Annotated in this window: 18 protein-coding genes; 8 read left to right on the top strand and 10 right to left on the bottom strand. The window is 67.2% G+C overall.

The window, feature by feature from the left end; translation table 11 throughout:
• Positions 1 to 22: 22 nt before the first annotated feature.
• The 3 genes from AKI39_RS24110 to AKI39_RS24100 form a co-directional block, all read right to left on the bottom strand.
• On the bottom strand, positions 23 to 865 hold the full coding sequence (locus AKI39_RS24110; RefSeq protein ID WP_235610708.1) for a MurR/RpiR family transcriptional regulator: 843 nt from the start codon (positions 863 to 865) through the stop codon (positions 23 to 25).
• A gap of 164 nt (positions 866 to 1,029) precedes the next feature.
• Positions 1,030 to 1,596: a helix-turn-helix domain-containing protein gene (locus AKI39_RS24105; RefSeq protein WP_066641681.1), complete on the bottom strand. Its 567-nt coding sequence runs from the start codon at positions 1,594 to 1,596 to the stop codon at positions 1,030 to 1,032.
• 121 nt (positions 1,597 to 1,717) lie between these two features.
• Complete coding sequence (locus tag AKI39_RS24100) at positions 1,718 to 2,875, bottom strand: ATPase (RefSeq protein ID WP_066641676.1); 1,158 nt, start codon at positions 2,873 to 2,875, stop codon at positions 1,718 to 1,720.
• 588 nt (positions 2,876 to 3,463) lie between these two features.
• On the opposite strand from AKI39_RS24100, the gene AKI39_RS24095 reads away from it, so the two are divergent.
• The 8 genes from AKI39_RS24095 (at position 3,464) to AKI39_RS24060 (ending at position 13,903) form a co-directional block, all read left to right on the top strand.
• On the top strand, positions 3,464 to 6,259 hold the full coding sequence (locus AKI39_RS24095) for an autotransporter family protein (protein ID WP_066641674.1): 2,796 nt from the start codon (positions 3,464 to 3,466) through the stop codon (positions 6,257 to 6,259).
• Positions 6,260 to 6,492: 233 nt separating this feature from the next.
• Positions 6,493 to 7,860, top strand: a complete 1,368-nt coding sequence (locus tag AKI39_RS24090) for an LLM class flavin-dependent oxidoreductase (protein WP_066641672.1) — start codon at positions 6,493 to 6,495, stop codon at positions 7,858 to 7,860.
• A 97-nt stretch (positions 7,861 to 7,957) separates the two neighbouring features.
• Positions 7,958 to 8,461 (top strand): flavin reductase, encoded by a 504-nt coding sequence (locus tag AKI39_RS24085; protein ID WP_066641667.1) that lies wholly within the window; start codon positions 7,958 to 7,960, stop codon positions 8,459 to 8,461.
• A gap of 4 nt (positions 8,462 to 8,465) precedes the next feature.
• The gene (locus AKI39_RS24080; protein ID WP_066641665.1) at positions 8,466 to 9,701 is read left to right on the top strand and encodes an MFS transporter; all 1,236 of its coding nucleotides are present in this window, start codon (positions 8,466 to 8,468) and stop codon (positions 9,699 to 9,701) included.
• A 65-nt stretch (positions 9,702 to 9,766) separates the two neighbouring features.
• Entirely contained in the window at positions 9,767 to 11,236 is a 1,470-nt protein-coding gene (locus tag AKI39_RS24075) for an NAD-dependent succinate-semialdehyde dehydrogenase (RefSeq protein WP_066641663.1), read from the top strand.
• A 70-nt stretch (positions 11,237 to 11,306) separates the two neighbouring features.
• Positions 11,307 to 12,326 carry a methionine ABC transporter ATP-binding protein gene (locus AKI39_RS24070; protein WP_066641661.1) on the top strand — a complete coding sequence of 340 codons (1,020 nt, stop codon included), beginning with the start codon at positions 11,307 to 11,309 and terminating at the stop codon, positions 12,324 to 12,326.
• Positions 12,323 to 12,997, top strand: coding sequence for a methionine ABC transporter permease (locus AKI39_RS24065; RefSeq protein ID WP_066641660.1), 675 nt, complete (start codon positions 12,323 to 12,325; stop codon positions 12,995 to 12,997). The genes AKI39_RS24070 and AKI39_RS24065 overlap by 4 nt, the downstream gene beginning before the upstream one ends.
• A 159-nt stretch (positions 12,998 to 13,156) precedes the next feature.
• Positions 13,157 to 13,903 carry a MetQ/NlpA family ABC transporter substrate-binding protein gene (locus AKI39_RS24060; RefSeq protein ID WP_145925463.1) on the top strand — a complete coding sequence of 249 codons (747 nt, stop codon included), beginning with the start codon at positions 13,157 to 13,159 and terminating at the stop codon, positions 13,901 to 13,903.
• A gap of 38 nt (positions 13,904 to 13,941) precedes the next feature.
• Here the strand turns inward: AKI39_RS24060 and AKI39_RS24055 are convergent, their stop codons facing one another.
• From AKI39_RS24055 to AKI39_RS24020, 7 genes are all read right to left on the bottom strand, one after another.
• Positions 13,942 to 15,435 carry a glucosyltransferase domain-containing protein gene (locus tag AKI39_RS24055; protein ID WP_066641654.1) on the bottom strand — a complete coding sequence of 498 codons (1,494 nt, stop codon included), beginning with the start codon at positions 15,433 to 15,435 and terminating at the stop codon, positions 13,942 to 13,944.
• A 516-nt stretch (positions 15,436 to 15,951) separates the two neighbouring features.
• On the bottom strand, positions 15,952 to 17,190 hold the full coding sequence (locus AKI39_RS24050; RefSeq protein ID WP_066641652.1) for an ABC transporter substrate-binding protein: 1,239 nt from the start codon (positions 17,188 to 17,190) through the stop codon (positions 15,952 to 15,954).
• A gap of 95 nt (positions 17,191 to 17,285) precedes the next feature.
• A complete protein-coding gene (locus tag AKI39_RS24045) occupies positions 17,286 to 17,993 on the bottom strand; it encodes an ABC transporter ATP-binding protein (RefSeq protein ID WP_066641650.1) in 708 nt (235 codons plus the stop codon).
• Complete coding sequence (locus AKI39_RS26140) at positions 17,986 to 20,037, bottom strand: branched-chain amino acid ABC transporter ATP-binding protein/permease (RefSeq protein WP_235610706.1); 2,052 nt, start codon at positions 20,035 to 20,037, stop codon at positions 17,986 to 17,988. The genes AKI39_RS24045 and AKI39_RS26140 overlap by 8 nt, the downstream gene beginning before the upstream one ends.
• Entirely contained in the window at positions 20,034 to 20,996 is a 963-nt protein-coding gene (locus AKI39_RS24030; RefSeq protein ID WP_201258532.1) for a branched-chain amino acid ABC transporter permease, read from the bottom strand. The genes AKI39_RS26140 and AKI39_RS24030 overlap by 4 nt, the downstream gene beginning before the upstream one ends.
• A 117-nt stretch (positions 20,997 to 21,113) precedes the next feature.
• Positions 21,114 to 21,857 (bottom strand): SDR family NAD(P)-dependent oxidoreductase, encoded by a 744-nt coding sequence (locus AKI39_RS24025; protein WP_066641646.1) that lies wholly within the window; start codon positions 21,855 to 21,857, stop codon positions 21,114 to 21,116.
• 902 nt (positions 21,858 to 22,759) lie between these two features.
• Positions 22,760 to 23,482 (bottom strand): GntR family transcriptional regulator, encoded by a 723-nt coding sequence (locus AKI39_RS24020; RefSeq protein WP_066641645.1) that lies wholly within the window; start codon positions 23,480 to 23,482, stop codon positions 22,760 to 22,762.
• Positions 23,483 to 23,511: the final 29 nt, after the last annotated feature.

The following is a 23,511-nucleotide window of genomic DNA, read 5'->3' as shown; positions in this document are numbered from 1 at the left end:
CCCAAGCAAGCGTCGAGGGGCTTCAATACCGCTTCAGCGAAAGCACGTCGCAGGTGCTCTTGAGCACGTCCACCGACGTGTCGTAGTCCGCCAGCGCCAGGCAGGCGATCAGCGTATCGATGATGGCCAACTGTGCCAGCCGGCTCGTCATGGCTTCGGTGCGGAAGCGTGTTTCCTGCGCCATGGTGTACAGCAGCACGTCGGCGAAGGCCTGGATCGGCGACTTGCCGAAGTTGGTCACGCAGATCGTGTGGGCGCCGGCCTCCTTGGCCAGGCGCGTGGCCAGGACGGTTTCGTAGGTGCTGCCGGAATGGGAGATCGTCAGCGTGGCGACGTCCGGACCGGTGCGCGAGGCACTGATCGCCTGGATATGCGAGTCGGTCACCGCCACGGCATTCAGGCCGATGCGCAGCATACGGTAGTAGACGTCTTCGGCGATGGTGGCCGAGCTGCCGATGCCGTAGATCTCGATGCGCTTGGCGCGCTTGATCAGCTTGACCGCGCGCGCCAGGGCATCCGCGTCGAGCACGGAAGCCGTTGCCTGCAGCGTCTGGATATTGCTGTTGAAGATCTTCGCGATGACCGCCGGCGCATCGTCGCGCGGCGACAGGTCTTCGTGGATGTACTGCACCGGCTGCACGATTTCCTGCGCCAGCAGTATCTTCAGCTGCTGGAAGCCCTTGGCCCCCACCGCCTTGCAGAAGCCCACCACGCTGCCTTCGCTGGACTCCGTGCGTTCGGCGACTTCGCTGACCGACATATGCACGACTTCGTCGGGATGGTCGATGACGAATTCGGCGATGCGCTGCGCCGCGGGGCCCATCGCGGGCAGCAGGTTCTGGATGCGTGCCCGTGTGGTCGGCACTGATACCGTGGCCGGCGCGGAAACGGCGTCGTGAGCGGCAGGCCGAGTAGCTTTGCGAGTGCGGGGCATGGAGCGATGTTCGGTGGAAAATCCGTAGGCGGGGCGAAGGGCGTGGGGCAAATTGTAGCGGCGCGATCATCTCGCGCGCGCGTGCTGCCGATCGCCTACCGCTTCGCCAGTGCGATCAGGTAAGCGCAAGGGTTCTTGCCCGGATTGGAAAAGGTGCACGCCGACGGCCGCCCCAGCTGCAGGCAATCGCCCGCTTTCAGTGTGTGCGTTTCGTCGCCTTCCTGGAAGACCAGCACGCCTTCCAGCACCCACATCTGCTGATGCTGGAAGGTGAACGCATCCGGCGGATAGGAAACGCGGGCGTTGGGCGGCAGATCGATGCGAAGGAGCTCCAGCACGCCGCCGTTCGGCGGCGACAGCCGGCGGCGCACATACCCCGTTTCGGGGTCGGTCCAGACCGGCTGGTCTTCCGCACGCAGCAGGCGGTCGCTGGATTGCTCGGCCAGCGTCAACAGCGTCGACAACTGCTGGCCGAACGCGCCCGATAGCCGTCCCAGGATGGTCGCCGTGGGACTGGCCTCGCCACGCTCGATCTTGCTGATCATCGCCTTGGAAACCCCGGACCTTTCAGCCAGTTCCGCGAGCGACCAGCCGCGCGTATCGCGCTCCTGCTTGATGCGCTGGGCAATGGCGGCGGAAGGGTCGTAGAAGCTGGAAGTCATGGCAGGCGCGGGCCGCGAGCCCGTCCGTGAGTGCGATGCGAGCGGGCAATTATAGGATTCGCCGCGCGTGCCGTGGCTTGATGCAGGGCGGCGGTGTTGCCGGCGAGTGGTGCCGGCACATCTAAGGAAGCGTCGGCGGCCAGGCGCCGTCCTGGATGCGTTGCCGATACCACGCATGCATTGCCGCATCATCGACCGCATATTCCCCTCGCGCCGATTTCCATACCAGCGCGGGCGTACGCGCCCGCAGGGATTCCAGCGCGCGCTGTGCGGCGGCAGCCGTGACTTTGTCGTGGCTTTGCTCGCGGTAGAACTTCAAGGCGGCGCTGTCATACGGCCGGAAATGTTCGCCTTGCTCCAGCATGCGCCATAGCACCGCCTGTTCCAAGGGCTTCAGCGCCAGGAATTCGGATTCCATCTGCGCGACATCGTCCAAGCGCTGCTGGTTAGCCGCCGCCGATACCGCGTCCTCGAAGCGCCCCGCGAACATCGCCACGGGGCTGAGCGCCTGCTCCAGCGCGCGCAGGAAAAATTGCGGCCGATGGCCGAAGACCTGGAACGCTTCGAACAACACGCGGCGATCGACTGGACCCAGGTCGGCGCGCTGCGCCTCGATGCGCTCGGCGATAAAGTCGGTGAAACCGCTGTCCAACAGCGGCATGCGGGTGATCTGCGAGCCGTAAAAAGGAGCGCCGTTGGTATTGACCAGCCGCAGCAGCTTGTCCCGGTCGGAGCCCGACATGACCAGCATGAGGTTGACCTCCCAAGGCCGGTTCAGCTGGTCGCGGGCCGATTTCAGCGCGGCCATGACGGCTTCGCCTGCCTCGCTTGTCAGGGCATGCTGGGCTTCGTCGACGATCAGCGCCACGGGCGCCTGCGTGGCTTCATGCAGCGCTCGCAGCGCATCCGGCAGCGGCGCTCCCTCCAGCGTGCCCAGTTTTTCCAGATCGAATTTGACGCCCGCCAGTGTGATGCTGGCCAGGCCGGCTTTTTTGGCGGCCCGGCCGACGATATTGCCTTGGGCGGCGAGCGTCTTGCCGATGGCCCGGGCGATCAGCAGCGCCGGATCGCGCTGTGGGTCGGACCACAGGTCTACATAGGTCACTACCACGCCAGCCGCCTGTAGTGCGGGGGTAAGGTCGACCTGGAGAAAGGTGGATTTACCGGTTCGCCTCGGCGCGGCCAGGAAGACACCGTTGGGCGCATCCCCGAATAGGGTTTGGCCGCGTAGCGACTGCACCAGCTCTGACGCGAGCCCGGGGCGAGGGTAGTGGAACATGGAACTATCGAAAATTATCGCAATTGCGATAATTTATCATTATTTGGATAAAACCCCGTAAACCGGGCGATTTTTGTCTATATGGCTCCTCCTTGCTTGCGAGCCTTCAGAAAGCCATACGGCCACTGTAGCGATGGTGGCGACCTCGGCATTCATCACGGACGCCCACCGAGCCGCAGCTTATCGCGCAGGCGAATTCCGGTTGGCGGCCGTGACCTCACGAAGGCATACCCGTTCGGGGATACACGAAGGACAGGCTATCCGAGGGTGCGCGCCTTCGCGTATGTCGAGCATGGTCTTCGTTGTTCGCACGTGTGCAATTTTCTTCCCGACGCATGCGTCGCGGTGTTGGATGGTATCCGCATGCGCGCTTTTAATACCTTTGTATGCGACTAAATAGTGAAACGCAGCGGTATGGATGGTATCCAGCTACATAGTGCTTGGTACTAGCAAAACAAGCGATATACAGTGCGTTTTTTTTCGCCAGCTCATCCCTTCGTGGGGCATGAGCTTCCGCGAGCAATGCTAAGGCAGCAGTCCAGCAATGCCCGGATATCCAACCGCTGACCGATATAGGGGAGATCCACATTGATGCATCGGACGAAGAAGTTGCTGAAGGCGGCGCTCGCGTTGAGCGCGTCCTACTGCGGTAGCGTTGCTGCCGCGGACTTGAGCGTTTCGTCGGGCGATACCCGCGTGTTCGACAGTTCGGCCGGCTTCCCGGGTGGAGTCGACGTCAACGGCGGCACGCTGGTGATCGGCGGCAACGGTGGTGGCGCGGGCGTCACCATCGATGGAAACGTCAATGCCACTTCGAACGCCACCATAGCGGGCTTCGGCGCCATCAATGGCGATCTCAGCGTGACGAGCAACTCACGCGTCGCGCCGGGATACGCCGTCGGCACGCCGACCGGTGTCTCCAACGGCAACCTCGTCGTCAACGGCAACCTGTCGATGAGCAATGCCGTGTTCGACTTCGAGACCGGCTATGCAGGGCTGCCGATTACGCAGCCCGGTACCGGCGACAACATCACCGTCGGGGGCAACGTCGCGCTCAACAACACGACACTGAACGTCTCGGTGAATACGCTGGGCGTCAACGCCGGCTACTACCGGATCCTGTCATACGGCGGCACGCTGAGCGGCAACGGCCTGTCGTTGGGTACGATCACCGGCGACTCCCTGCCCGCGGCCACCATTCAGTCGCTGACGGGCGACAAGCAGATCAACCTGATCCTTGGCCCGAGCACGACCAATTTGTGGAACGGCAACGGCCTGGCGTCCGCCACTCGCGCGGGCGGTGGCGGCGGCACCTGGACCGCCGCCAGCACGAACTGGAATAGCCCGAGCAATGCCACGGGCGCGCTGCCCGATGGCGCGTACGCCATTTTCACCGGCGCGGCCGGCGTGGTGAACGTCGATGGCAGCGCCGGGCCGGTGCGCGTGTCGGGCATCCAGTTCGCCACGGACCGATATCGCCTGCAAGGCGCGCCCATCACGCTGCTTCCCAATGGCGGCAATCCGCCGGCCATCGTTGTCGGTGATGGCACCTATGCCTCTGGCCAATTCGTCGACACTATCGACAATCCCCTGCAGGGCACGAACGGCTTCGTCAAGACCGGCCCGGGATCGGTGATCCTGACCGCCGACAGCAGCGGCCTGACGGGCCCCATCCTGATCGCCGACGGCGCGCTGGAAATCGACGGGAAGTTGAACGGCCCCATCGATATCGGCCGCGAAGTCGTGCTGGCCGGGGTCGGGCAGGTGGGCACCACCACGCTTTACCCGACCGCGGTGATCTCGCCAGGCAATGACGGTTCGCCCATTGGCACGCTTACGATCAATGGCAACCTTACCTTCGGCCAGGACACCATTTATCGCGTGCATGCCGATCCCGCCAGCACCGCGAGCGACCGCATCCATGTCACCGGCGTTGCCTACCTGGACGGCACGGTTGCGCATGTCGGACCCGACGGCAACTATGCGCCGCGCGCCACCTATACCATCCTGACGGCCGACGGCGGCATACAGGGGCGATTCACCGGGGCCTCCAGCGCCTATGCATTCCTGACGCCCACGCTTAGCTACGACACGAAGAATGCGTTCATGACGCTCACGCGCAACGATGTGCCCATCGGCAGCGTCGGCGGCACAGGCAACCAGAGCAGCGTCGGCGGCGCCTTGGACAACGAAGCGCCGCCCGTGACCGGAAGCGGATCGCAGTCCGCCACGGGAAGCGGATCGCCGCCGGCCGCGGCCCCGGCCTCGGCCGCAGCCGCAGCTGCTATCGCGCCCATCAGTGGCACTGCCGCCAGTCAGGTGACCGAGGCGCTGCTTTCCATGACGCCGGGCGAGGCGCGCGCGGCGTTGAACATGCTTTCCGGCGAAGCGTATGCCAGCACCGCCAGTGTGCTGCAGAGCCAGGCGGATACCGTGCGGACGCTGCCGATGGCGCCCCTGCGCCGCAACCTGGACGGCCCCGCGCTTGCCGGACGCCCCACGGCCCAATGGGGCCCGCCGTCCGCCGACGCGCTGCCGCAAAGTGGCGCGCATCCGGTCTGGGCGCAGGTCTTCGGCAACTGGCGCACGTTCGCCAGCGACGGTAACGCGTCGCGCGTGAGTCAATCCGACGGCGGCATCTTCATCGGCGGCGACGGCGCGGTGGGCGGCGGCTGGCGCTTGGGCGGCGCGTTCGGCTACACCGACAGCCACAGCTCGATCGCCGATACCTCGTCGCGCACGGACGTCGATAGCTATACGGCCACGTTGTTCGGCGGACGGAATTTCTACGCCGGGCCGGGGCATTTCCGTTTCACGGCCGGCGCGGCCTACACCTGGCACGATATCGACACGAAGCGCAGCGTGGCGGTGGGCAGCCTGAACCAGCAGCTGGAATCTTCCTATCACGCCTCGTCGACGCAAGTGTTCTCCGAACTGGGCTACAACCTGCCGCTGGGCGACAGCTACACCATCGAACCCTTCGCCGGTGTGGCGTGGAACCAGCTGCGCACGCGGGACTTCGCGGAATCCGGCGGCACCGCCGCGCTGCACGGCACGGGGCGTTCCGACGACGTAACCACCACCACACTGGGACTGCGCGGCGCATGGCAGTTCGGCTCCGATCGCGCCCCCAACCGCCTGACCGCATCGCTGGGCTGGCGCCACGCGATGGGCGATGTGCGGCCCAGCCAGGACCTGGCCTTCGACGGCGGCGCCGCGTTCTCGGTGACGGGCGTCCCGATCGCGCGCGACGCCGCCGTGCTTGGGCTGGGCGCCGAGATGACCATTGCCCGCAACACGACCGCCGGCATCAGCTACGACGGGCAGTTCGGCGGCGGCAACCGGCAGCATTCCGGGCTGCTCCGGGTCGCCATGCGGTTCTAGCGCGGCCGCGCCGGATTTCGGGGACCCACGGCGGCGTATCCACGCCATGGCCCCCATTCCGGCGCGGGCGCGCCGGCCGGGCGGCATAGGGACAAACCCGGAAGTACGTGTTTGCCGCATTGTTCGGGGCTTGCATGTCCACTATAGTGGACGAAACGGCTACAGCCCGCGGCGCCGTTCCAGCGCGCCGCAGGCTATTCCAGGCAGCTATCCCGCACAAGGACGACCCACCCATGCCGCGCGAAATCCGTCTCAACGCCTTCGACATGAACTGTGTGGGGCACATCCAGCAGGGCCTGTGGACGCATCCGCGCGACCAGTCGACGCGCTATACGGATATCCATTACTGGACCGGGCTGGCGCAGACGCTGGAGGCCGGGCTGTTCGACGGCGTGTTCTTCGCCGACGTGCTGGGCGCCTACGACGTGTACGGCGGCGGCGTCGATGCGACGCTGCGCGGCGCCGTGCAGCTGCCGGTGAACGATCCCAGCCTGATCATTCCCGCCATGGCGGCCGCCACCCGGCACCTGGGCTTCGGCGTGACCTGCAACCTGACCTACGAGCCCCCGTTTTCCTTCGCGCGCCGCATGTCGACGCTGGACCACCTGACCCGTGGCCGCATCGGCTGGAACATCGTCACGGGCTACCTGGACAGCGCCGCGCGGGCCACCGGCCTGTCGGGACAGATGGCGCACGACGACCGCTACGACCTGGCGGACGAATACATGTCGCTGGTCTACAAGTTCTGGGAAGGCAGCTGGGAAGACGGCGCCGTGCGGGAAGACCGCGCCGCCCGCGTGTACGCGGATCCCGCGAAGGTGCATCGCGTGGTGCATGACGGCCGCCAGTACAAGGTGGATGCCCTGCACTTGTGCGAGCCTTCGCCGCAGCGTACGCCGGTGCTGTACCAGGCCGGTGCCTCCACGCGCGGCCGCCAGTTCGCCGCGACGCACGCGGAATGCGTGTTCGTGAACGGGCAGAGCATGAACGGCGTCAAGGCCATCGTTGACGACATTCGCGCGCTGGCCGTCAAATACGGCCGGCAGGCGGAGGATGTGAAGATCTTCATGGGCGCGACGGTCGTCACCGGCCGCACGGAAGCCGAGGCGCGCGAGAAGTTCGAGGACTACAAGCAGCACGTCGACGTGGAGGCCGCGCTGGCCCATGCGTCCGCCTCCATGGGCATCGATTTCGCGAAGTACGACATGGACGAACCGGTGCAGACGGAGAAGACCCAGGCCATCGTCTCGAACGTGGAGGCGATGACGCGCAGCGCCGGGCCGACCTGGACCAAGCGCAAGCTCATCGACCAGATGGTGCTGGGCAGCCGCCAGCAGCCCATGGTGGGATCGGCCGAGCAGATCGCCGACCAACTGATCGCGTGGAGCGAGCAGGCCGGCGTGGATGGCTTCAATCTGTCGCGCACGGTCACGCCGGAATGCTTCGAGGACTTCATCGAGCTGGTGGTGCCGGTGCTGCAGGAGCGCGGCGCGTACAAGACGGCGTATAGCGACGGCGTCTATCGGGAAAAGCTGTTCGGGCGCGCGCGTCTGCCTGCCACCCATACCGCGGCGACTCACCGTGTGGGCTCGGGAAGATAGGCGGGCACCCGCGGTTCCGGGATACCTATCCCATGACCGCCAACGTACAGCGCACGGCGAACAGGCAGCGGAATCCAAGGATGCGAGCGAGGCGGAAATGATCGACAAGGCGGCGTACCGCGATGCGATGGCCCACCTGGGCGCGGCGGTGAATGTGGTGACCAGCGACGGCCCGGCCGGGCGCTGCGGCTGCACGGCGTCCGCGGTGTGCGGGGTGACCGACCAGCCGCCCATGCTGCTGGTGTGCATCAACCGCAGCAGCCGCAACAACGCGGCCTTCAAGGAAAACGCGCGCCTGTGCGTGAACGTGCTGGACGCGGGCCAGCAGGCCCTGGCGATGCGCTTCTCCTCCAAGGACCTGGCCGTGGAGGACCGCTTCAGCGCCGGCGAGTGGCACGTGCTGGAAACCGGATCGCCGGTGCTGCGCGGCGCGGTGGTGTCGCTGGACTGCGACATCACCTTCACCGCAGAGGTGGGCACCCATACGGTGTTCTATTGTGCGGTGCGCGCGGCGGCGACGCAGCACGACAGCGAAGCCTTGATCTATTTCGGCCGGGGCTTCCATCGCGTCGGCCGCCTGTCGCAGACCTTGGGCGCCTGAGACCATGGCCGAACCCGCGCTGGGCGCAACGGCGCCGCGGACCGGCAAGGCGGTATCGCTGGGCATCCTGCTGCTGTGCCAGGTCTGCGCGATGTCCGTGTGGTTCGCCTCGTCGGCGGCGGTGGCCAGCATCAAGCAGGCGGTCGCGCTAACTTCCTGGCAGGAATCGCTGCTGACCAGTTCGGTGCAGGCGGGCTTCGTGGCCGGCACCATCGCCAGCGCCGTGCTGGGGCTGGCGGACCGCTTCGACCCGCGCCGGCTCTTCATGGCCTCGGCGCTGACCGCCGCGCTGGCGACGCTGGCGCTGCTGGCCTGCGCGCCCGCCGGACCGGCGGTGTATGGGCTGCGCTTCATTACGGGTATGTGCATGGCCGGCGTCTATCCGGTTGGGATGCGCCTGGCCGCCACCTGGGCGGACCGCGACCTGGGCCTGTTGATCGGCCTGCTGGTGGGGGCCTTGACGCTGGGCTCCGCCAGCCCGCATCTGCTGGCGGCCTTCGGCGGGATGCAGTGGCCGCAGATCTACCTGGCCGCCGCGGCGTTGGCCGCCGCCGCCGGGCTGGCGATCAACCTGTGCGGCGTCGGCCCGGCCATGCGGCGGGCAGCGCGTCTGAATCCGGCGGCTGTGGCGCAGGCCTGGCGTCATCGCCCGCTGCGGCTGGCCAACCTGGGATACCTGGGGCATATGTGGGAGCTGTATGCCATGTGGGCGTGGCTGGCGGTGTTCCTGCACGAAAGCTTTACCTTGCGCGGCGTGGCCGCGCCGGGCCGCGCCGCGGAAAGCGTGGCGTTCGCCGCGCTGGGCGCGGGTGCGGTCGGCGCGTGGGCGGGCGGCTGGTTCGCCGACCGCTACGGTCGCACCGCCGTGACCGTGGCCGCGATGGCGGCCAGCGGCGCCTGCGCGCTGGCCATGGGCTGGCTGGCCGATGCGCCGCCGCTGATCGTGGGCGCGGTGGCGGTGGCCTGGGGAATCACGGTGATCGCGGATTCCGCGCAGTTCTCGGCCAGCATTGCCGAACTCGGCGCGCCGGATTCCATCGGTACCTTGCTGACGGCGCAGACCTGCGCGGGCTTCCTGCTGACGCTGGTCAGCATCCACCTGGTGCCGCCCGTGCAGCATGCATGGGGCTGGCCGGGCGCGTTCGGCATGCTGGCCTTGGGGCCGCTGTTCGGCTGCGTGATGATGCTGCGGCTGCGGGGGGACCCGGCATCGCGCCGGCTGGCGAACGGCAAGCGGTAACAGGAGGCGGACGGGGCAGAGGCATCACGGCATCACAGGCGTTAACCAACGACAGGGGAAACACCATGAGCGCGACACTCGAAGAGCAGGCCACCGCAGCACCCCGGACGGGCGGCTATCCCGTCATTCGCATGTTGATAGGCGGCGAATGGATCAAGGCGCCCGGCGCGCCCATCCTCGATCCCGCCACGGGCGACGCCATCGGCACCGTGCCGCACGCGACGCCCGGCCATCTTGAAAGCGCCGCGGCTGCCGCGGCACGGGGCTTCGCCGTGTGGCGCCGTACCGCGCCGGCCGAGCGCGCGCGCATCATGCTGCGCGCCGTCCAGCTGGTGCGCGAACGCGTCGAGACCATCGCCATGGACATCACCCTGGAACAGGGCAAGCCGGTGGCGCAATCGCGCGCCGAGGTGCTGCGCGGCTGCGACCTGATCGAATGGGACGCGACGGAAGCGCGCCGCGTCTATGGCCGCGTCATCCCCGCGGAGCCGGGCATGCGGCATACGGTGCTGCGCGAGCCGGTGGGCGTGGTGGCCGCCTTCACGCCCTGGAACTTCCCGATGAGTTCGCCGGCCCGCAAGATCGGCGGCGCACTGGCCGCGGGCTGCGCGATCATCCTGAAGGCCTCGGAGGAAACCCCCGCCGGCGCCATGCACCTGGCGCGGGCCTTTTGCGACGCGGGCCTGCCGGCGGGCGCGCTGAACCTGGTCTTCGGCGATCCCGCGGCGATTTCCGGTTTCCTGATTCCACATCCCGTGGTGCGCCTGGTCACCTTCACGGGATCGACCGTGGTGGGCAAGCAATTGGCCGGCCTGGCGGGCACGCATATGAAGCCCGTCATCATGGAACTGGGCGGCCACGCACCCGTGATCGTGTGCGACGACGCCGATCCGCAGGTGGCCGCGGCCGCCGGCGTGCAGGCCAAACTGAACAACGGCGGCCAGGTGTGCGTGGCGCCCACGCGCTTCATCGTCCACAAGGCGGTGTACGAGGCCTTCGTCCAGGCCTATGCGCAGATAGGCCGCACGGTGCGTCAGGGCAGCGGCCTGGATCCGCACAGCGATATCGGCCCGGTCGCCAATGCGCGCCGGTTGCAAAGCCTGCAGCGCCTGACGGACGATGCGGTACGGCGCGGCGCCAGGGTGCTGTGCGGCGGCGTGCCGCGCGCGGACGCCGGTTTTCATTTTCCGTTCACGGCATTGGCGGATGTTCCCACCGACGCCCTGGCGATGCGCGAAGAGCCCTTCGGCCCCTTGTCGCTGATCACGCGGGCCGACAGCATCGAAGACGCCATCGCGCTGGCCAACAGCCTGCCGTACGGCCTGGCCGGCTACGCCTTCACCGAATCCGCGCGCAACGCGCGCCTGCTGAGCGACGAACTCGAGGTCGGCAACCTGGCGATCAACCACTTCGTCTCCGCGGTGTCGGAAACGCCGTTTGGCGGCGTGAAGGACAGCGGCTACGGCCGCGAGGGTGGCACCGAGGGCCTGGAGTGTTATACACACGCAAAAAGCGTTTCGCATCTGACGTCTTGACGCGGCGGCCCGGGACAAGGCGCGCGCCGACATAACAGCGATATCAGCAATGCAAGGGGAACACGCGAGCATGATCGAGTTGCGATCGATACACAAAAGCTACCCGGTGCAGGGAGCGGCCGTGGTGGCGCTGAAGGACATCGACCTGACCGTCGCGTCGGGCGAGATATTCGGCATCATCGGCCATTCGGGCGCGGGCAAGTCCACGCTGCTGCGCATGATCAACTTCCTGGAACGGCCCACGGGCGGGACCGTCCATGTGGACGGTGTGGACCTGCAGGGGCTGGACGACACGGCGCTGCGGCGCTTCCGCCAGGGCGTGGGCATGATCTTCCAGCACTTCAACCTGGTGGGGTCCAAGACGGTCGGCGATAACGTCGCCTTTCCGCTGAGGATCGCGGGGCAGGCCGATGCCCGTCAAATCGGCGCGCGCGTGGACGAACTGCTGGACCTGGTGGGCCTGCGCCGCCACAAGGACAAGTATCCGCGCCAGCTGTCCGGCGGGGAAAAGCAGCGTGTCGGCATCGCGCGCGCCCTGGCCAACCATCCCCGGGTGCTGTTGTGCGACGAGGCCACCAGCGCCCTGGACCCGCAGACCACCCGCTCCATCCTGCAGCTGCTGCGGCAGATCAACGAAAAGCTGGGCCTGACCATCGTGCTGATCACCCACGAAATGGACGTGATCCGCACCGTCTGCGATCGCGTCGCGGTGATCGATTCGGGGACCATCGTGGAAAGCGGGCCGGTGAGCACGGTGTTCCTGCACCCACAGCATGAGACCACGCGGCGCTTCGTGCAGGAGGCCGAACATATCCAGGAGGAGGACGTCGACGTCGCCCTGGCCCAGAGCGGCGCACGGACGCTGTGCCGATTGACCTTTATGGAAGACACGGTGCACCAGCCTATCCTGAGCCAGACCGCGCGCGCCTTCGGTGTCGATTTTTCGATCCTGGGCGGACGCATCGAGCGCATCAAGTCGCTGACCTGCGGCCAGATGACGGTGGCGCTGGAAGGGCCGGACGAGCAGGTCAAGAATGCGCTGCTGCGCCTGGCGGCGACGGGCGTCACGGTCGAGGAGCTGCGGGCATGAGCGAATTGCTGGCCACGTGGTTCAGCAATGTGGATTGGACCGACATCGGCTGGGCGTCGGTCGATACGCTGTCGATGCTGGGCTGGTCGCTGAGCCTGACACTGCTGCTGGGCCTGCCTCTGGGTGTGCTGCTGTTCCTGACCAGCCCGACGCAGCTGCTCGATGCGCCGCGTATCTACGGCGGCGTGTCGCTGGGCGTGAACATCCTGCGTTCGCTGCCCTTTGTCATCCTGCTGATCGCGATGATTCCGCTGACGCAGATACTGACCGGGACGTCGCTGGGCGTGGCCGGGTCGGTGCCCGCGCTGGTGGTGGCAGGCATTCCCTTCTTTGGCCGCCTGGTGGAATCGGCGCTGCGCGAAGTGGATCGCGGCATCATCGAGGCCTCGCTGGCCATGGGCGCCAATACCCGGCAAATCGTCTTCGGCGCCTTGCTGCCGGAAGCGATGCCGGGCATCCTGGCCGCGGCCACGGTGACGGCGATCGCGCTGGTGTCGTATTCCGCGCTGGCCGGCGTGGTGGGCGGCGGCGGCCTGGGCGACCTGGCGATCCGCTACGGCTACCAGCGCTTCCAGCTGGACGTGATGTTCATCACTATCGTGCTGCTGTTGCTGCTGGTCCAGTTGCTGCAGACCATCGGCAACCGGCTGGTGCTGCATTTCACCCGTTAGATTTCATGGGCCGGCCGCGCGCCGGCCCATGCCGTGTTTCGCCGCACCCCGGCGTTGTCGCGCCGGGCAATGTTGTACCCCTGCATTGCATTGTCCCAACGAACGACGGAGATCACGAAGGTGAACAAACTGATTGCAGTGTTGGCCGTGGCATGCGCCATGACCCTACAGCCGGCCGCCCGCGCCGCCGACAAGATCGTGGTGGGGGCCAGCCCCACGCCGCACGCGGAGATACTGGAGAACATCAAGCCGATGCTGGCGAAGGAGGGCGTGGACCTGCAGGTGGTGGTCTTCACCGACTATATCCAGCCGAACATGCAGCTCGCGCAAAAGCGCATCGACGCGAACTTCTTCCAGCACAAGCCCTTCATGGACGAGTTCAACCGCAGCCGCGGCACGGACATCGTGGCGGTGAGCGATATCTTCGTGGCGCCGTTCGGGGCCTATTCCAGCAAAATCAAGGACATCAAGCAGCTGAAGGACGGCGCGGTGGTGGCCATTCCCAATGATGCGGTGAACGGCGGCCGCGCGCTGCAGCTGCTGGACCAGGCTGGGGTGGTTCAGCTGGCCGATCCCCGCAACACCAAGTCGACGGTGAAGGACATCAAGGCGAATCCGCGGCATATCTCGATCAAGCAGCTGGAGGCGCCGATGCTGCCGCGCGTGCTGCCGGAGGTGGACCTGGCGGTGATCAATACGACGTTCGCGCTGGAAGCGAAGCTGGATCCGACCAAGGATGCGCTGTTCCTGGAAGGCGGACAGTCGTCCTATGCGAATCTGCTGGCCGCCCGGCCGGACGACAAGGATACGCCGGCCATGAAGAAGCTGGTGGCGGCGCTGCGTTCGCCGCAGGCCGCGCAGTTCATGCGCGAGCGCTTCAAGGGCAGCATCGTGCCGGTGTTCTGACCGGCCGGCGCGCTGCGCGGTGGCCGTGTCGCCGCGCCTTACGAGGCGGGCGTGAACGACACGATGGCCTTGTCGTGGTCCAGGTATAAGGCGTAGTCGCGCGATACGGCCACGGCAGGCGTGTGCGGCACTTGGGGGTGCGCGGTGACATCCGCCTTCATATCCACCCCGAAGTGCCGCATTTCTTCGTAGGCCCAGCCCCATCCTTGCGTGAGGTGCACGGGCACCAGCGTGGCGATGAGCGGGTACTTGTGGATGGTGTGCCGGACCAGCACGTCATGGCCCAGGCTGCCGACGAGGACATATTCGGAGATCGGGCGCTGCGCGCCGATCCGGCCGAGATCGGCGGAGAGCTGCGCGGCGACCCGGTTTTCAAACTCCTTCTGCTGTTTGAGCGACGCGCCGTAGACGAAGCAGAAGGTGAGCAGCCCATAAATGGGCACGGTCAGGACGGCGGTCTGCCACGCGGCCGTCAGGCGGGTGCGTTCCAGGGCAGTCCAGGCGAACAGCACGCCGACGGCGCCCAGCGCGCCGAAGCCGATGGCCACGCGCGGCGCATACACGGGGGCTTCGAGCAGCAGCATGGGGCCCCAGGGCGCGATCACCAAGGCCAGGGGAATCAGGACGATGGCGGCGATGGCGACCAGGCGGCCGGGCGCCGATGCGCCATGCCAGCCTCGCGCCAGGTAGCGCACGCCCCAGTAGGCGCCGGCCAGCGCGCCGGCCGCGATGAATACCAGCAGGGGCTTGGCCCACAGGCCGGGAAGCTGGTCCAGCACATAGCGCCAGAAGGCGGCCAGGTTGCGTTGGAAGACCGCCACGCAGGTGTTGGCGGAGGCGATGGCGCCGTGCGCGATGGCGTAGCGGCCCTTGACGGTGCCGGCGATGACGAGCTTGTAGGCCAGGAGCGCGAGCACCAGCTGCCCGGCGCGCACGGCGAGGGTAACGAGCAGTTGCCGCATGGGCAGCAGGTCGCGCTGGCCGAGGACGAATTCCGCGATGACGAACACCAGGAAGACGTTGAGCGCGGGTTGGTAGAGGCAGAGGGTGGCCAGCAGCGCGAGGGACCCCAGCAGGGCGCGCCATCCGGTCCTGGGGATGGCGGTGACAGCCATGCAGGATAGGGCGGTGGCCAGGGTCATGGGGAGGACGTCGAATTTGTACGAGAGGTTTTCGAGGAAGAAGGGGTTGGCGACGAGGGGGGCGACGATGAGCGGGGCGCGCCAGGTGCCGGGGATGTTGAACTTGCTGCTGACGGTGACGGCCAGGTAGGCGAGCAGGAGCAAGGCCAGGAGCTGGGGCAGGGGCGAGAGGTCGGAGATGGGCGCGCCCAGGTTCATGGTTTCGACGACGAGGTTCGCCAGCGGCCTGCCGTCCGAGGTCCATCCCAGGTAGCCGTGGAGCGCGCGTCCCAGGTCGTCGATGTAGAAGCGGTCGGCGTGAAGGATGGGCCACATCACCAGGGCGTACAGGAGCAATGCGGCAATGAAGACGTGCTTGCGGGATGGGGTGGGTGAGGCGTTGGAGAGCATAGGGATGTCGAAAGCGGGGACGCGGCGGTCTGCGACTTGTCATGGATCCGCAGCATTAGAGCAGTTCGGGCGTTTGGGCGCTGTGAGATTTGGCGTGGGGATGGTTTTGCTGGCGGTGGATGGCGTGCTGGGGCCGTCCGTCGGGGGTGAGGCCTGTCGGGGCCGGCCCGATCGTCCGGTCCGGCCCGCGGGGGCCGGACACCGCGTCGCTGTCCTCGTCCGCCGGGCGTTGAGGGGTGGGATTTTTCTTGATGGTGTCCGCGCCTCGGCTCCCTTCGGCGCCCGCTCGCTCGGACTCAACGGGCCGGCCCCGACAGGCCTCACCCCCGACGGACTCCGTTGTGCCTTAATCACTGGCCGTTGGGACGGGCTGTGTGCTTGGCGCTTCGTGGGGTTGTGCGTTTCGGTGATGGAAGGTCTTGGATTGCCCGTCGCTTCGGGGCCGCCCAGCGCGGCCCCGAAGCGCCTACGCGGTGTGGTTGTGCCGGTGGTGTTGGTGCCGTGGTGGGGTGGGATTCACTTGCTGCTTTTGCCGGGCCAGATGGGCTGGGCGATGGCGAGGTTCTCGGGGAAGACGGTGACGGGTATGCCGTTTTGCCATTGGATGATGGTGAGCGATGCGCCTATGCGGTGGCCGGCGTCGTCGAACTTCAGTTCGCCGCCCGGGAAGTAGGGCGTGGGGCCTTCGTTCAGGGTGCGCATGGCCTGGGCGACGGCTTCGCGGTCGGCCTTGCCGGCTTTTTCCAGGGCGGCCTTGATGATCCACATATCGCCATAGGTCGATATGGCGTTCTGCGTCATCCACGGTTCCTTGTAGTCGGTCTTCATCCGCTGGATCAGCGCTTCCTGGCCCTTGGCGCCCCAGTTCGCGACCGCCGACATCACGCCGTTCAGCAGTTGCGGGCTGACGGTGTTCAGGACGTCCGGCTCCGCGATGGCGATGCCGAAGGAGATGACGGGGATACGCACATTCGTTTCGTTCATCTTCTCCAGGATCAGCTTCGCGTCGGAAATCACCGTGGGCAGGAAGAAGACCAGGTCCGGGCGGCGCGAGCGGACGCGCTGGATCAGTGATGAGGCATCGGACAGCGGCGGCGTGAAGGTTTCGTCGACGACCAGTTCCAGATTGTTTTTCTGCAGCAGCCCGTCCTTCATGGCCTTGACCGACGACAGCGAGGCCGCCGTGTTGTCGGTCAGGATGGCGACGGTGCGCGGGCGTTTGCCCGAGGCTTTCTCGGCCAGGTCCAGGATGATGGGCAGGGCGATTTCGGCTTGGCGGCCGGCGGTGGCCGAGGTCTGGAAGATGTATTTGAAGCCGCGTCCCGTGATCTGGTCGGAGTAGGAGAGCGTCAGCATGGGAAGCTTGGCGCGTTCGGTGACTTCGGTGACGGCCAGCGTGAAGGAGCTCAGGTAGGCGCCGGTGGCGGCGACCAGGTCCGGGTAGTCGGCCACCATGCGTTGCGCGGCGCTCTTGGATTTTTCGGTGGAGTCGCCGGAATCGACCACCACCAGTTTCAGGGGCGCGCCGCCCAGGGCCTTGATGCCGCCCTGGGCGTTGATGTCCTTCACCGCCATTTCGGCGCCCATGCGCATGACCTGGCCGGGACGGGCATAGAGGCCGGACATCGGCGCGATGAGGCCCACGCTGATGGGCGTGGGGTCGGCGGCCCGGGCGGGGGCCGGGGTGGCGGCCGAGAGCAGCAGGCCGGACAACGTCGCCGCGCCCAGGGCGCGCGTGATGGTCAAGGTCTTCATGGTCTCCTCCTGTCAGCCCTGTCGGCGGGTCTGTTCAAGGTGTGGTTCAAGCTCCAGGCGGATGTCCCCGCGCCTTGCGGCGCGCGGATGTCCGTTCACATTCCCAGGTATGCACGGCGGACGCGGTCGTCGGCCTGCAGGGTTTCGTGGGTGCCGGCCAGGGCGACGCGACCGGTTTCGAGTACGTAGGCGTGGTCGGCGAATTGCAGGGCTTCGGCCACGCGTTGTTCCACCAGCAGGATGGTCAGGCCGGCATCGCGGCGGATGTCGATGAGGCGTTCGAAGATGAAGTCGGCGATGGCGGGCGAGAGGCCCATGGAGGGTTCGTCCAGCATCAGCAAACGCGGCGAGGATGCCAGGCCGCGGCCGATGGCCAGCATCTGCTGTTCGCCGCCGGACAGGGTGCCCGCGAGTTGGCGCGCGCGCTGCGGCAGGACGGGGAACCAGTCGTAGATGCGTGCCAGGTTGCGCTGCCAGTCGCGGCGGCCGGCGGCGGTATAGGCGCCCATCTCCAGGTTCTCCTCGACGGTCATGGAGGCGAAGACCTGGCGGCCTTCCGGGACGTGGGCGATGCCCAGGTGCGGCCGCTGCGCAGGGGCCACGCCGAGCAGGTCGTGCCCGTCGAAGCGGATGGTGCCGGCCATGGCGGCCACGGTGCCGGAGATGGTTTTGAAGAGCGTGCTTTTGCCCGCGCCGTTGGGGCCGACGATGGAAACGAACTCGCCGGCCTCGACCTGGATGGAGACGTCGTGCAAAACGGGCAGGGCGGCATAGCCGGCGACGAGGTTGCGGATTTCAAGCATCCTTGGCGCTCCACTTCTTGCCCAGGTAGGCCTGGACGACGCGGCTGTCGCGCGTGATGGATGCGGGATCGCCCACCACCAGGACTTCGCCGTGGTCCAGCACCACGAACTGGTCGACCAGCCGCACCATGGCCTGCATGGTGTGTTCGATGATGACGATGGTGACGCCCTCCTGCGAGAGCGCGCGGATGACGGCCAGGACGTCGTCGACTTCGCCATGGCCCAGGCCGGCCAGGGTTTCGTCCAGCAGCAGGAGTTCGGGCTGCCCGGCCAGGGCACGCGCCAGCTCCATCAGCCGCAGCTGCCGGGTGGTCAGGGTGCACGCCACCTGGTCGGCGCAGTCGCCCAGGCCGACGCGGGCGACGGCCTGGTGTGCGAGTTCGCGGGCATGGGCTTCGTTGCGCGCCTTGACGTAGGCACCCACCTGCACGTTCTGCAGGACCGTGAGCCGCATGAAAGGGCGCATGACCTGGAAGGTGCGGCCCATGCCGGCCGCGCACAGCACGTGCGGCTTGCGCCCGGCCATATCCACGCCGTTGACCCGCACCTGGCCCGTATCCGGCCGCAGGAAGCCGTTGAGCAGGTTGAACAGCGTGGTCTTGCCCGCGCCGTTGGGGCCGATGATGCCCAGGATCATGCCGCGCCGCACGCTGAAGCTGACGTCGCGCACGGCCTGCAGGCCGCCGAAGCGGCGCGAGACGTTGCGGACTTCCAGGATGGGGATGGCGCTGCCGGCCGTGGAAGGCGCGCCGGCAAGTGCTTCGGTGCCGCTTGCGGTGGAATGGGCAGCCGCTTGAAGGGCGGCGGCTTCGGAGGCCGGAAGCGTGTCGAAGGCCATGGGCACGAAGGCGGCCGCGCCGTCGGCCATGCCGCGCAGGGCGGCGGACATGGCGTGGCCGGCGGCAGCTTCGGTGGACGACACCGGGCGATCGGCCACGGCGTTGCCGGCGCGCCGGCCGTGATTGCCATCGCCCTCCATGCCTGGCCCGTCGCCGATGGCGTTTCCCTGGATGCCGCGCGCGTTTGCGTTGCCCTCGTTGACGCGGCGCGCCGCATTGCCCCCGGGATACGTGGAAAGCGTGGCGGGCATGGCCCGCGCTCCCGCGCGGCGCAGGCGGTCTCGCACTTTCCAGAACACGCCCTCCGGCGCCGCCAGGATGACCGCGATGATGGCGATGCCCAGGATCACGCCCTGTATGCCCGGATAGCGGGCGCCCAGTTCGGCGTGCAGGATCTCGCCCAGCGGCACCAGGATGGCGGCGCCGATGATGGGGCCCCACACGGTGCCCACGCCGCCAAACATCGCGACCGTCAGCGCCTGCGCCGATACCAGCATGCCGAACACCGAGCCGGGCGTGACGACCAGCAGCACGACGGCGTAGAACGCGCCCGTGGCCCCGGCGATGGCGCCGCTCAGCGCGATGGCCTTGAGCTTCCAGCGCAGCGTGTCGATGCCCGCCGCCTCGGCCGCCGCCTCGTTCTGCTTGATGGCGATCAGCGCCATGCCGAAGCGGGTGCGTTCCACATACCGCGTCAGGACGACGAAGAGCACCAGCATGATCATCGCGACCACGGTATAGATGCCGGGGTTGGAAAACTGCATGTAGGCGGCGGCGTTCTCGCGCTTCATCGGGAAGGTGACTTCCTGGTAGCCCAGCCATTCGAAGACGTAGAGCAAGGCGAGCGGATAGGCGAGCATGGCCAGGGCGAAGTAGTGCCCGCGCAGGCGGAAGGTGGGCAACCCGACAAGCAGGCCCGCGGCGGCCCCGATGATGGCCGAGACGGGAATCATCAGCCATGGCGTCAGGTTCAGATAAATCTGTCCCAGTACCGCCGCGTACGCGCCCAGCCCGAAGAATGCCGCGTGGCCGAAGGACACCAGCCCGGTATAGCCGCTGAGCATGTTCCACGACAGGCCGAAGCAGGCCCACACCAGGACCAGCGTGAAGATCAGCTGGTGGTAGGTGTTGTCGACCATCAAGGCGATCGCGGGATAGGCGATGGCCAGGGCGCACAAGATCCACGTATGGCGGCGCCGGTTCATGTCCGCTCCGCCACGCGGCCGAAGAGGCCCTGCGGGCGCAGGGTCACGATCAGCAGGAAGAATACGAAGATGGCGGCGTTCTGCAGCTGCGTGGGCAGGACCAGCGCGGACAGTTGCTGGACCAGGCCGATGACCATGCCGCCCCAGAAGGCGCCGGAGATGCTGCCCATGCCGCCCAGCACGACGCCGGCATACATGATGATGACGAACTCCAGGCCGACGAAGGGATGGAAGGGAAAATTGGTGGCCAGCAGGCCGCCGGACAAGGCGGTGACGCAAGTGCCCAGCGCGAAGGCGATGCGGTAGGCGCGATTGACGTCGATGCCCATGTAGGAAGCGGCAACGGGGTTGTCGGCGGCGGCGCGCAGCGATTTGCCCAGGCGGGTGCGATTGACCAGGGCGACCAGCAGCAGGATGGTCGCCACGGAAATGAGGGCGGCGATGCCGCGGCCCTTGTTGACGAAGATGCTGACGACGTCGCCCCACAGCGGGCCGATCTCCCAGGCGGTGCTGGATACCGACGTGCGTATGGAGACGAGCTGCGGTCCGAAGACCATCATGCCGCCGTTCTGCAGGATCAGCGCGATGCCCAGCGTGAGGATCAACTGCGCGTAGTGCCCTTCGCCTTCCAGTGCCGCAGTCCTGCCGCCGGTGACGCGCGAGATCAGCAGCCGGTGCGCCAGGTAGCCGACGGCGAACATGACGGGAACGGTGAGCAGGATGGAGAGATAGGCGCCCAGCGGGGAGCCGGCCAGCACATGCGAGCCGAGTGCGATGAAGAAGAAGTAGGCGACGTACATGCCCAGCATCATGAAGTCGCCCTGGGCGAAGTTGATGACGCGCATGATCCCGAAGATCATGGCCAGGCCGACGCACATCAGGCCATACAGGGCACCCACCAGCACGCCGGCCGCGAGCGCCTGGAGGAAGGCCTCCAGCTGTATCTGCAATTCCGTCATCGCGTCTCCTGGAGCAACGCGTTGTTATGTCTTCACGTTCCTTGCCGTGGCGCCGAAGTCCCGCAACCTCGTCGTGCCCTGGCCGGTGGTCGCGGCGCGATGGACGCCGCCTGGCCGTCAATACCCGCCTATGGTGAGCGCGCCGTCGACTTTGAGGGTGATGCCCGCGACGGTGGCGCTTTCGTCGGAGGCCAGGAAGACGGCGGCGGCGGCAATGTCCTCGCCGGTGGGCAGGCGTTTGAGCGGCGTTTTCTGGCGCCGCGTTTCCCAGCCTTGCGCGTCGATGACCGAGCTGGCCCCCGGGGTGATGACAGGGCCGGGAGCGAGGGCGTTGACGCGTATGCCGTGGCCGCCCAGTTCGACCGCCTGCTGGCGCGTGAGGGTGTCCAGGGCGCCCTTGATGGCGCTGTAGACCGCGGCGTGCTTGATGGCGAAGGAGACGGCGACGGAAGAGAGGTTGATGACGGCGCCGCCGCCGCGGGCGATGAGATGTGGGGTGGCGGCCTGCAGGCTCCAGAGGGCGCCTTTCAGGCCGACGTCTATCATCCTGTCGACGATGTCTTCGGGCATGTCGGTCAGGGGGGCGTAGTGGAAGTAGGCCGCGTTGTTGACGAGGATGTCCAGGCCTTTCATGCGTTCCGCGTATCCCCCGATGGCAGCCAGGACGGCGGCGCGGTGGGCGACGTTGCAGACCAGGGCTTCGGCGCCCGGTGTTTCGGCGGCGGCGCGGGTGAGGAGCTCGGCGTTGTTGTCCAGCATGCCGACGCGGGCGCCTTCGCGCGCATAGGCTTGCGCGATGGCTCTTCCGATTCCCCCTGCGGCGCCTGTGACGATCGCAACCTTGCCCTGAAGTCTGGCCATTGTCTGCTCCGTGTCTCTTTGGGGTGGGTGTTGGATGGTTATCGTATTAGAGGATGATTGTATTATTGCATTCTCGGATTCACAACGGATTGGGGGGTGGGGTTTGTCTGGAGTTGGCGGCGATTCGGTGGCGGTTGTCGTCTGGCGGGGGAGGTCGTAGGGCGTCGCGATGGGGTGGTGTTGCCGTGTGGCGGGGTCATGTCTTGCGGCTTGGTGCTGTCGCGGTCTGGCGGGGGTGTTGTGCGGCGTGGCGATGGAGTGCTATGGCCGTCCGGCGGGGGCGATGCCTGCCGAGGCCGGCCCGGAGGAGCCGGTCCGCCGCCTTCGCGGCGGACTGCCGCGTCCTCATCCTCGTTCGGCGGCCGAACATCGGTGGGGTTCTTGCGGCTTTTTTGCCCGGCCGTCCTGCCTTCGGATTCCGTCGCGCGGCTCCTACGGGCCGGCCTCGGCAGGCATCGCCCCCGCCGGACTGCGATGTGCCTGAATCACCGGCGCTGGGGCGGGTGGGGTGCTTGGCGCTTCGTGGGCGGAGGTGTTTTGCCGATGGAAGATGTTGCGGTGCACGTCGCAGAGAGGCCGCCCAGCGCGGCCCCTCTGCGCCTACGTGTTTGTGGCTTGCGGTTGTGGCTGGCGTTTGGGCTTGCGTTTGGGGCTGGGGGGTGTGACTTGCGGCTGCGATTTGCGGCTGAGGCTTTCGGCTCCCAGCTTGCGTTTAGGGCTTGCTGCTTGCGTTGGTGGTTCTGTTGCCGTTTACGGTCGTGGTCGCAGTCGCAGTCGCCTACGTGGTCGCGGTGACGGTCGTTGTCTTGTCGCCGTCGCCGTAGGTGTCGCGATTCGCGGTCGCGTGCGTGATCGGACCGGCAGGGGCGGGCGGTGCCTTGCCGTGGATGCGGGTGGGGCCGTCAGGAGGTGGCGGCGGATTCTTCTTCGGCGGCTTCGTTGCTTTGGCGCAGGATTTCGATCGCTACCTTGGCGGCGTTGCGTACGTGCAGGCTGCCGGCGCGGCGGGCGGCCTTGCCGTCGCGGGCGGCCACGGCTTCCATGACGTCGGCGAGCTCGGCGACGCTCTTGCGGGAGCGGCCCGGCGCCTGCATGGACGTGGATCGCAGCAGCATGACGCGCGAGTTCAGCAGGCGCAGGGTGGTGGTCAGGGCTTCGTTGCCGGCGCCGTCGAGGAGTTGTTGGTAGAAGAAGTTCTTGGCGGTCAGGCGTTCGAGCGCGGTGCCGTGCGTCATCGCGCGCTTCAGGGCCTGGAAGGCGTCCTGCAGCGCCTTGCGCTGGGCGTCGCTGGCGTGCTCGGCGAAGAGCTGGCACGCCAGGCCTTCGAGTTCTTCCCGCACCTGGTAGATGCCTTCGGCCTGCTCCGGGGACACGCGGTCGACCACCGGGCCGCGATGCGGGATGACGTGGATGAGGCCTTCGGATTCCAGCTGGCGCAGTGCTTCGCGCACCAGGGTGCGGCTGACCCCGGTCATTTCGCAGAGTTCGCGTTCGGGCAGCCGTTCGCCCGGCCGGAAGCGGCCGACCAGGATGGCGTTGCGTATGCTTTCGGTCACGCTGTGCCGCAGTACGGAAGCGGCGCGCGGTACTTTGAAATCGCTTTGAGGCGCGGCAGCGGCGTTCATGCGTGTGGTCTGGAAAGTGGCTGGCCGGA

Origin of the sequence: Bordetella sp. H567, assembly GCF_001704295.1 — a bacterium.
GTDB lineage: Bacteria > Pseudomonadota > Gammaproteobacteria > Burkholderiales > Burkholderiaceae_B > Bordetella_C.
Note: the sequence above shows the minus strand (reverse complement) of the source record. Positions and strands in the feature narration are given on the sequence as shown.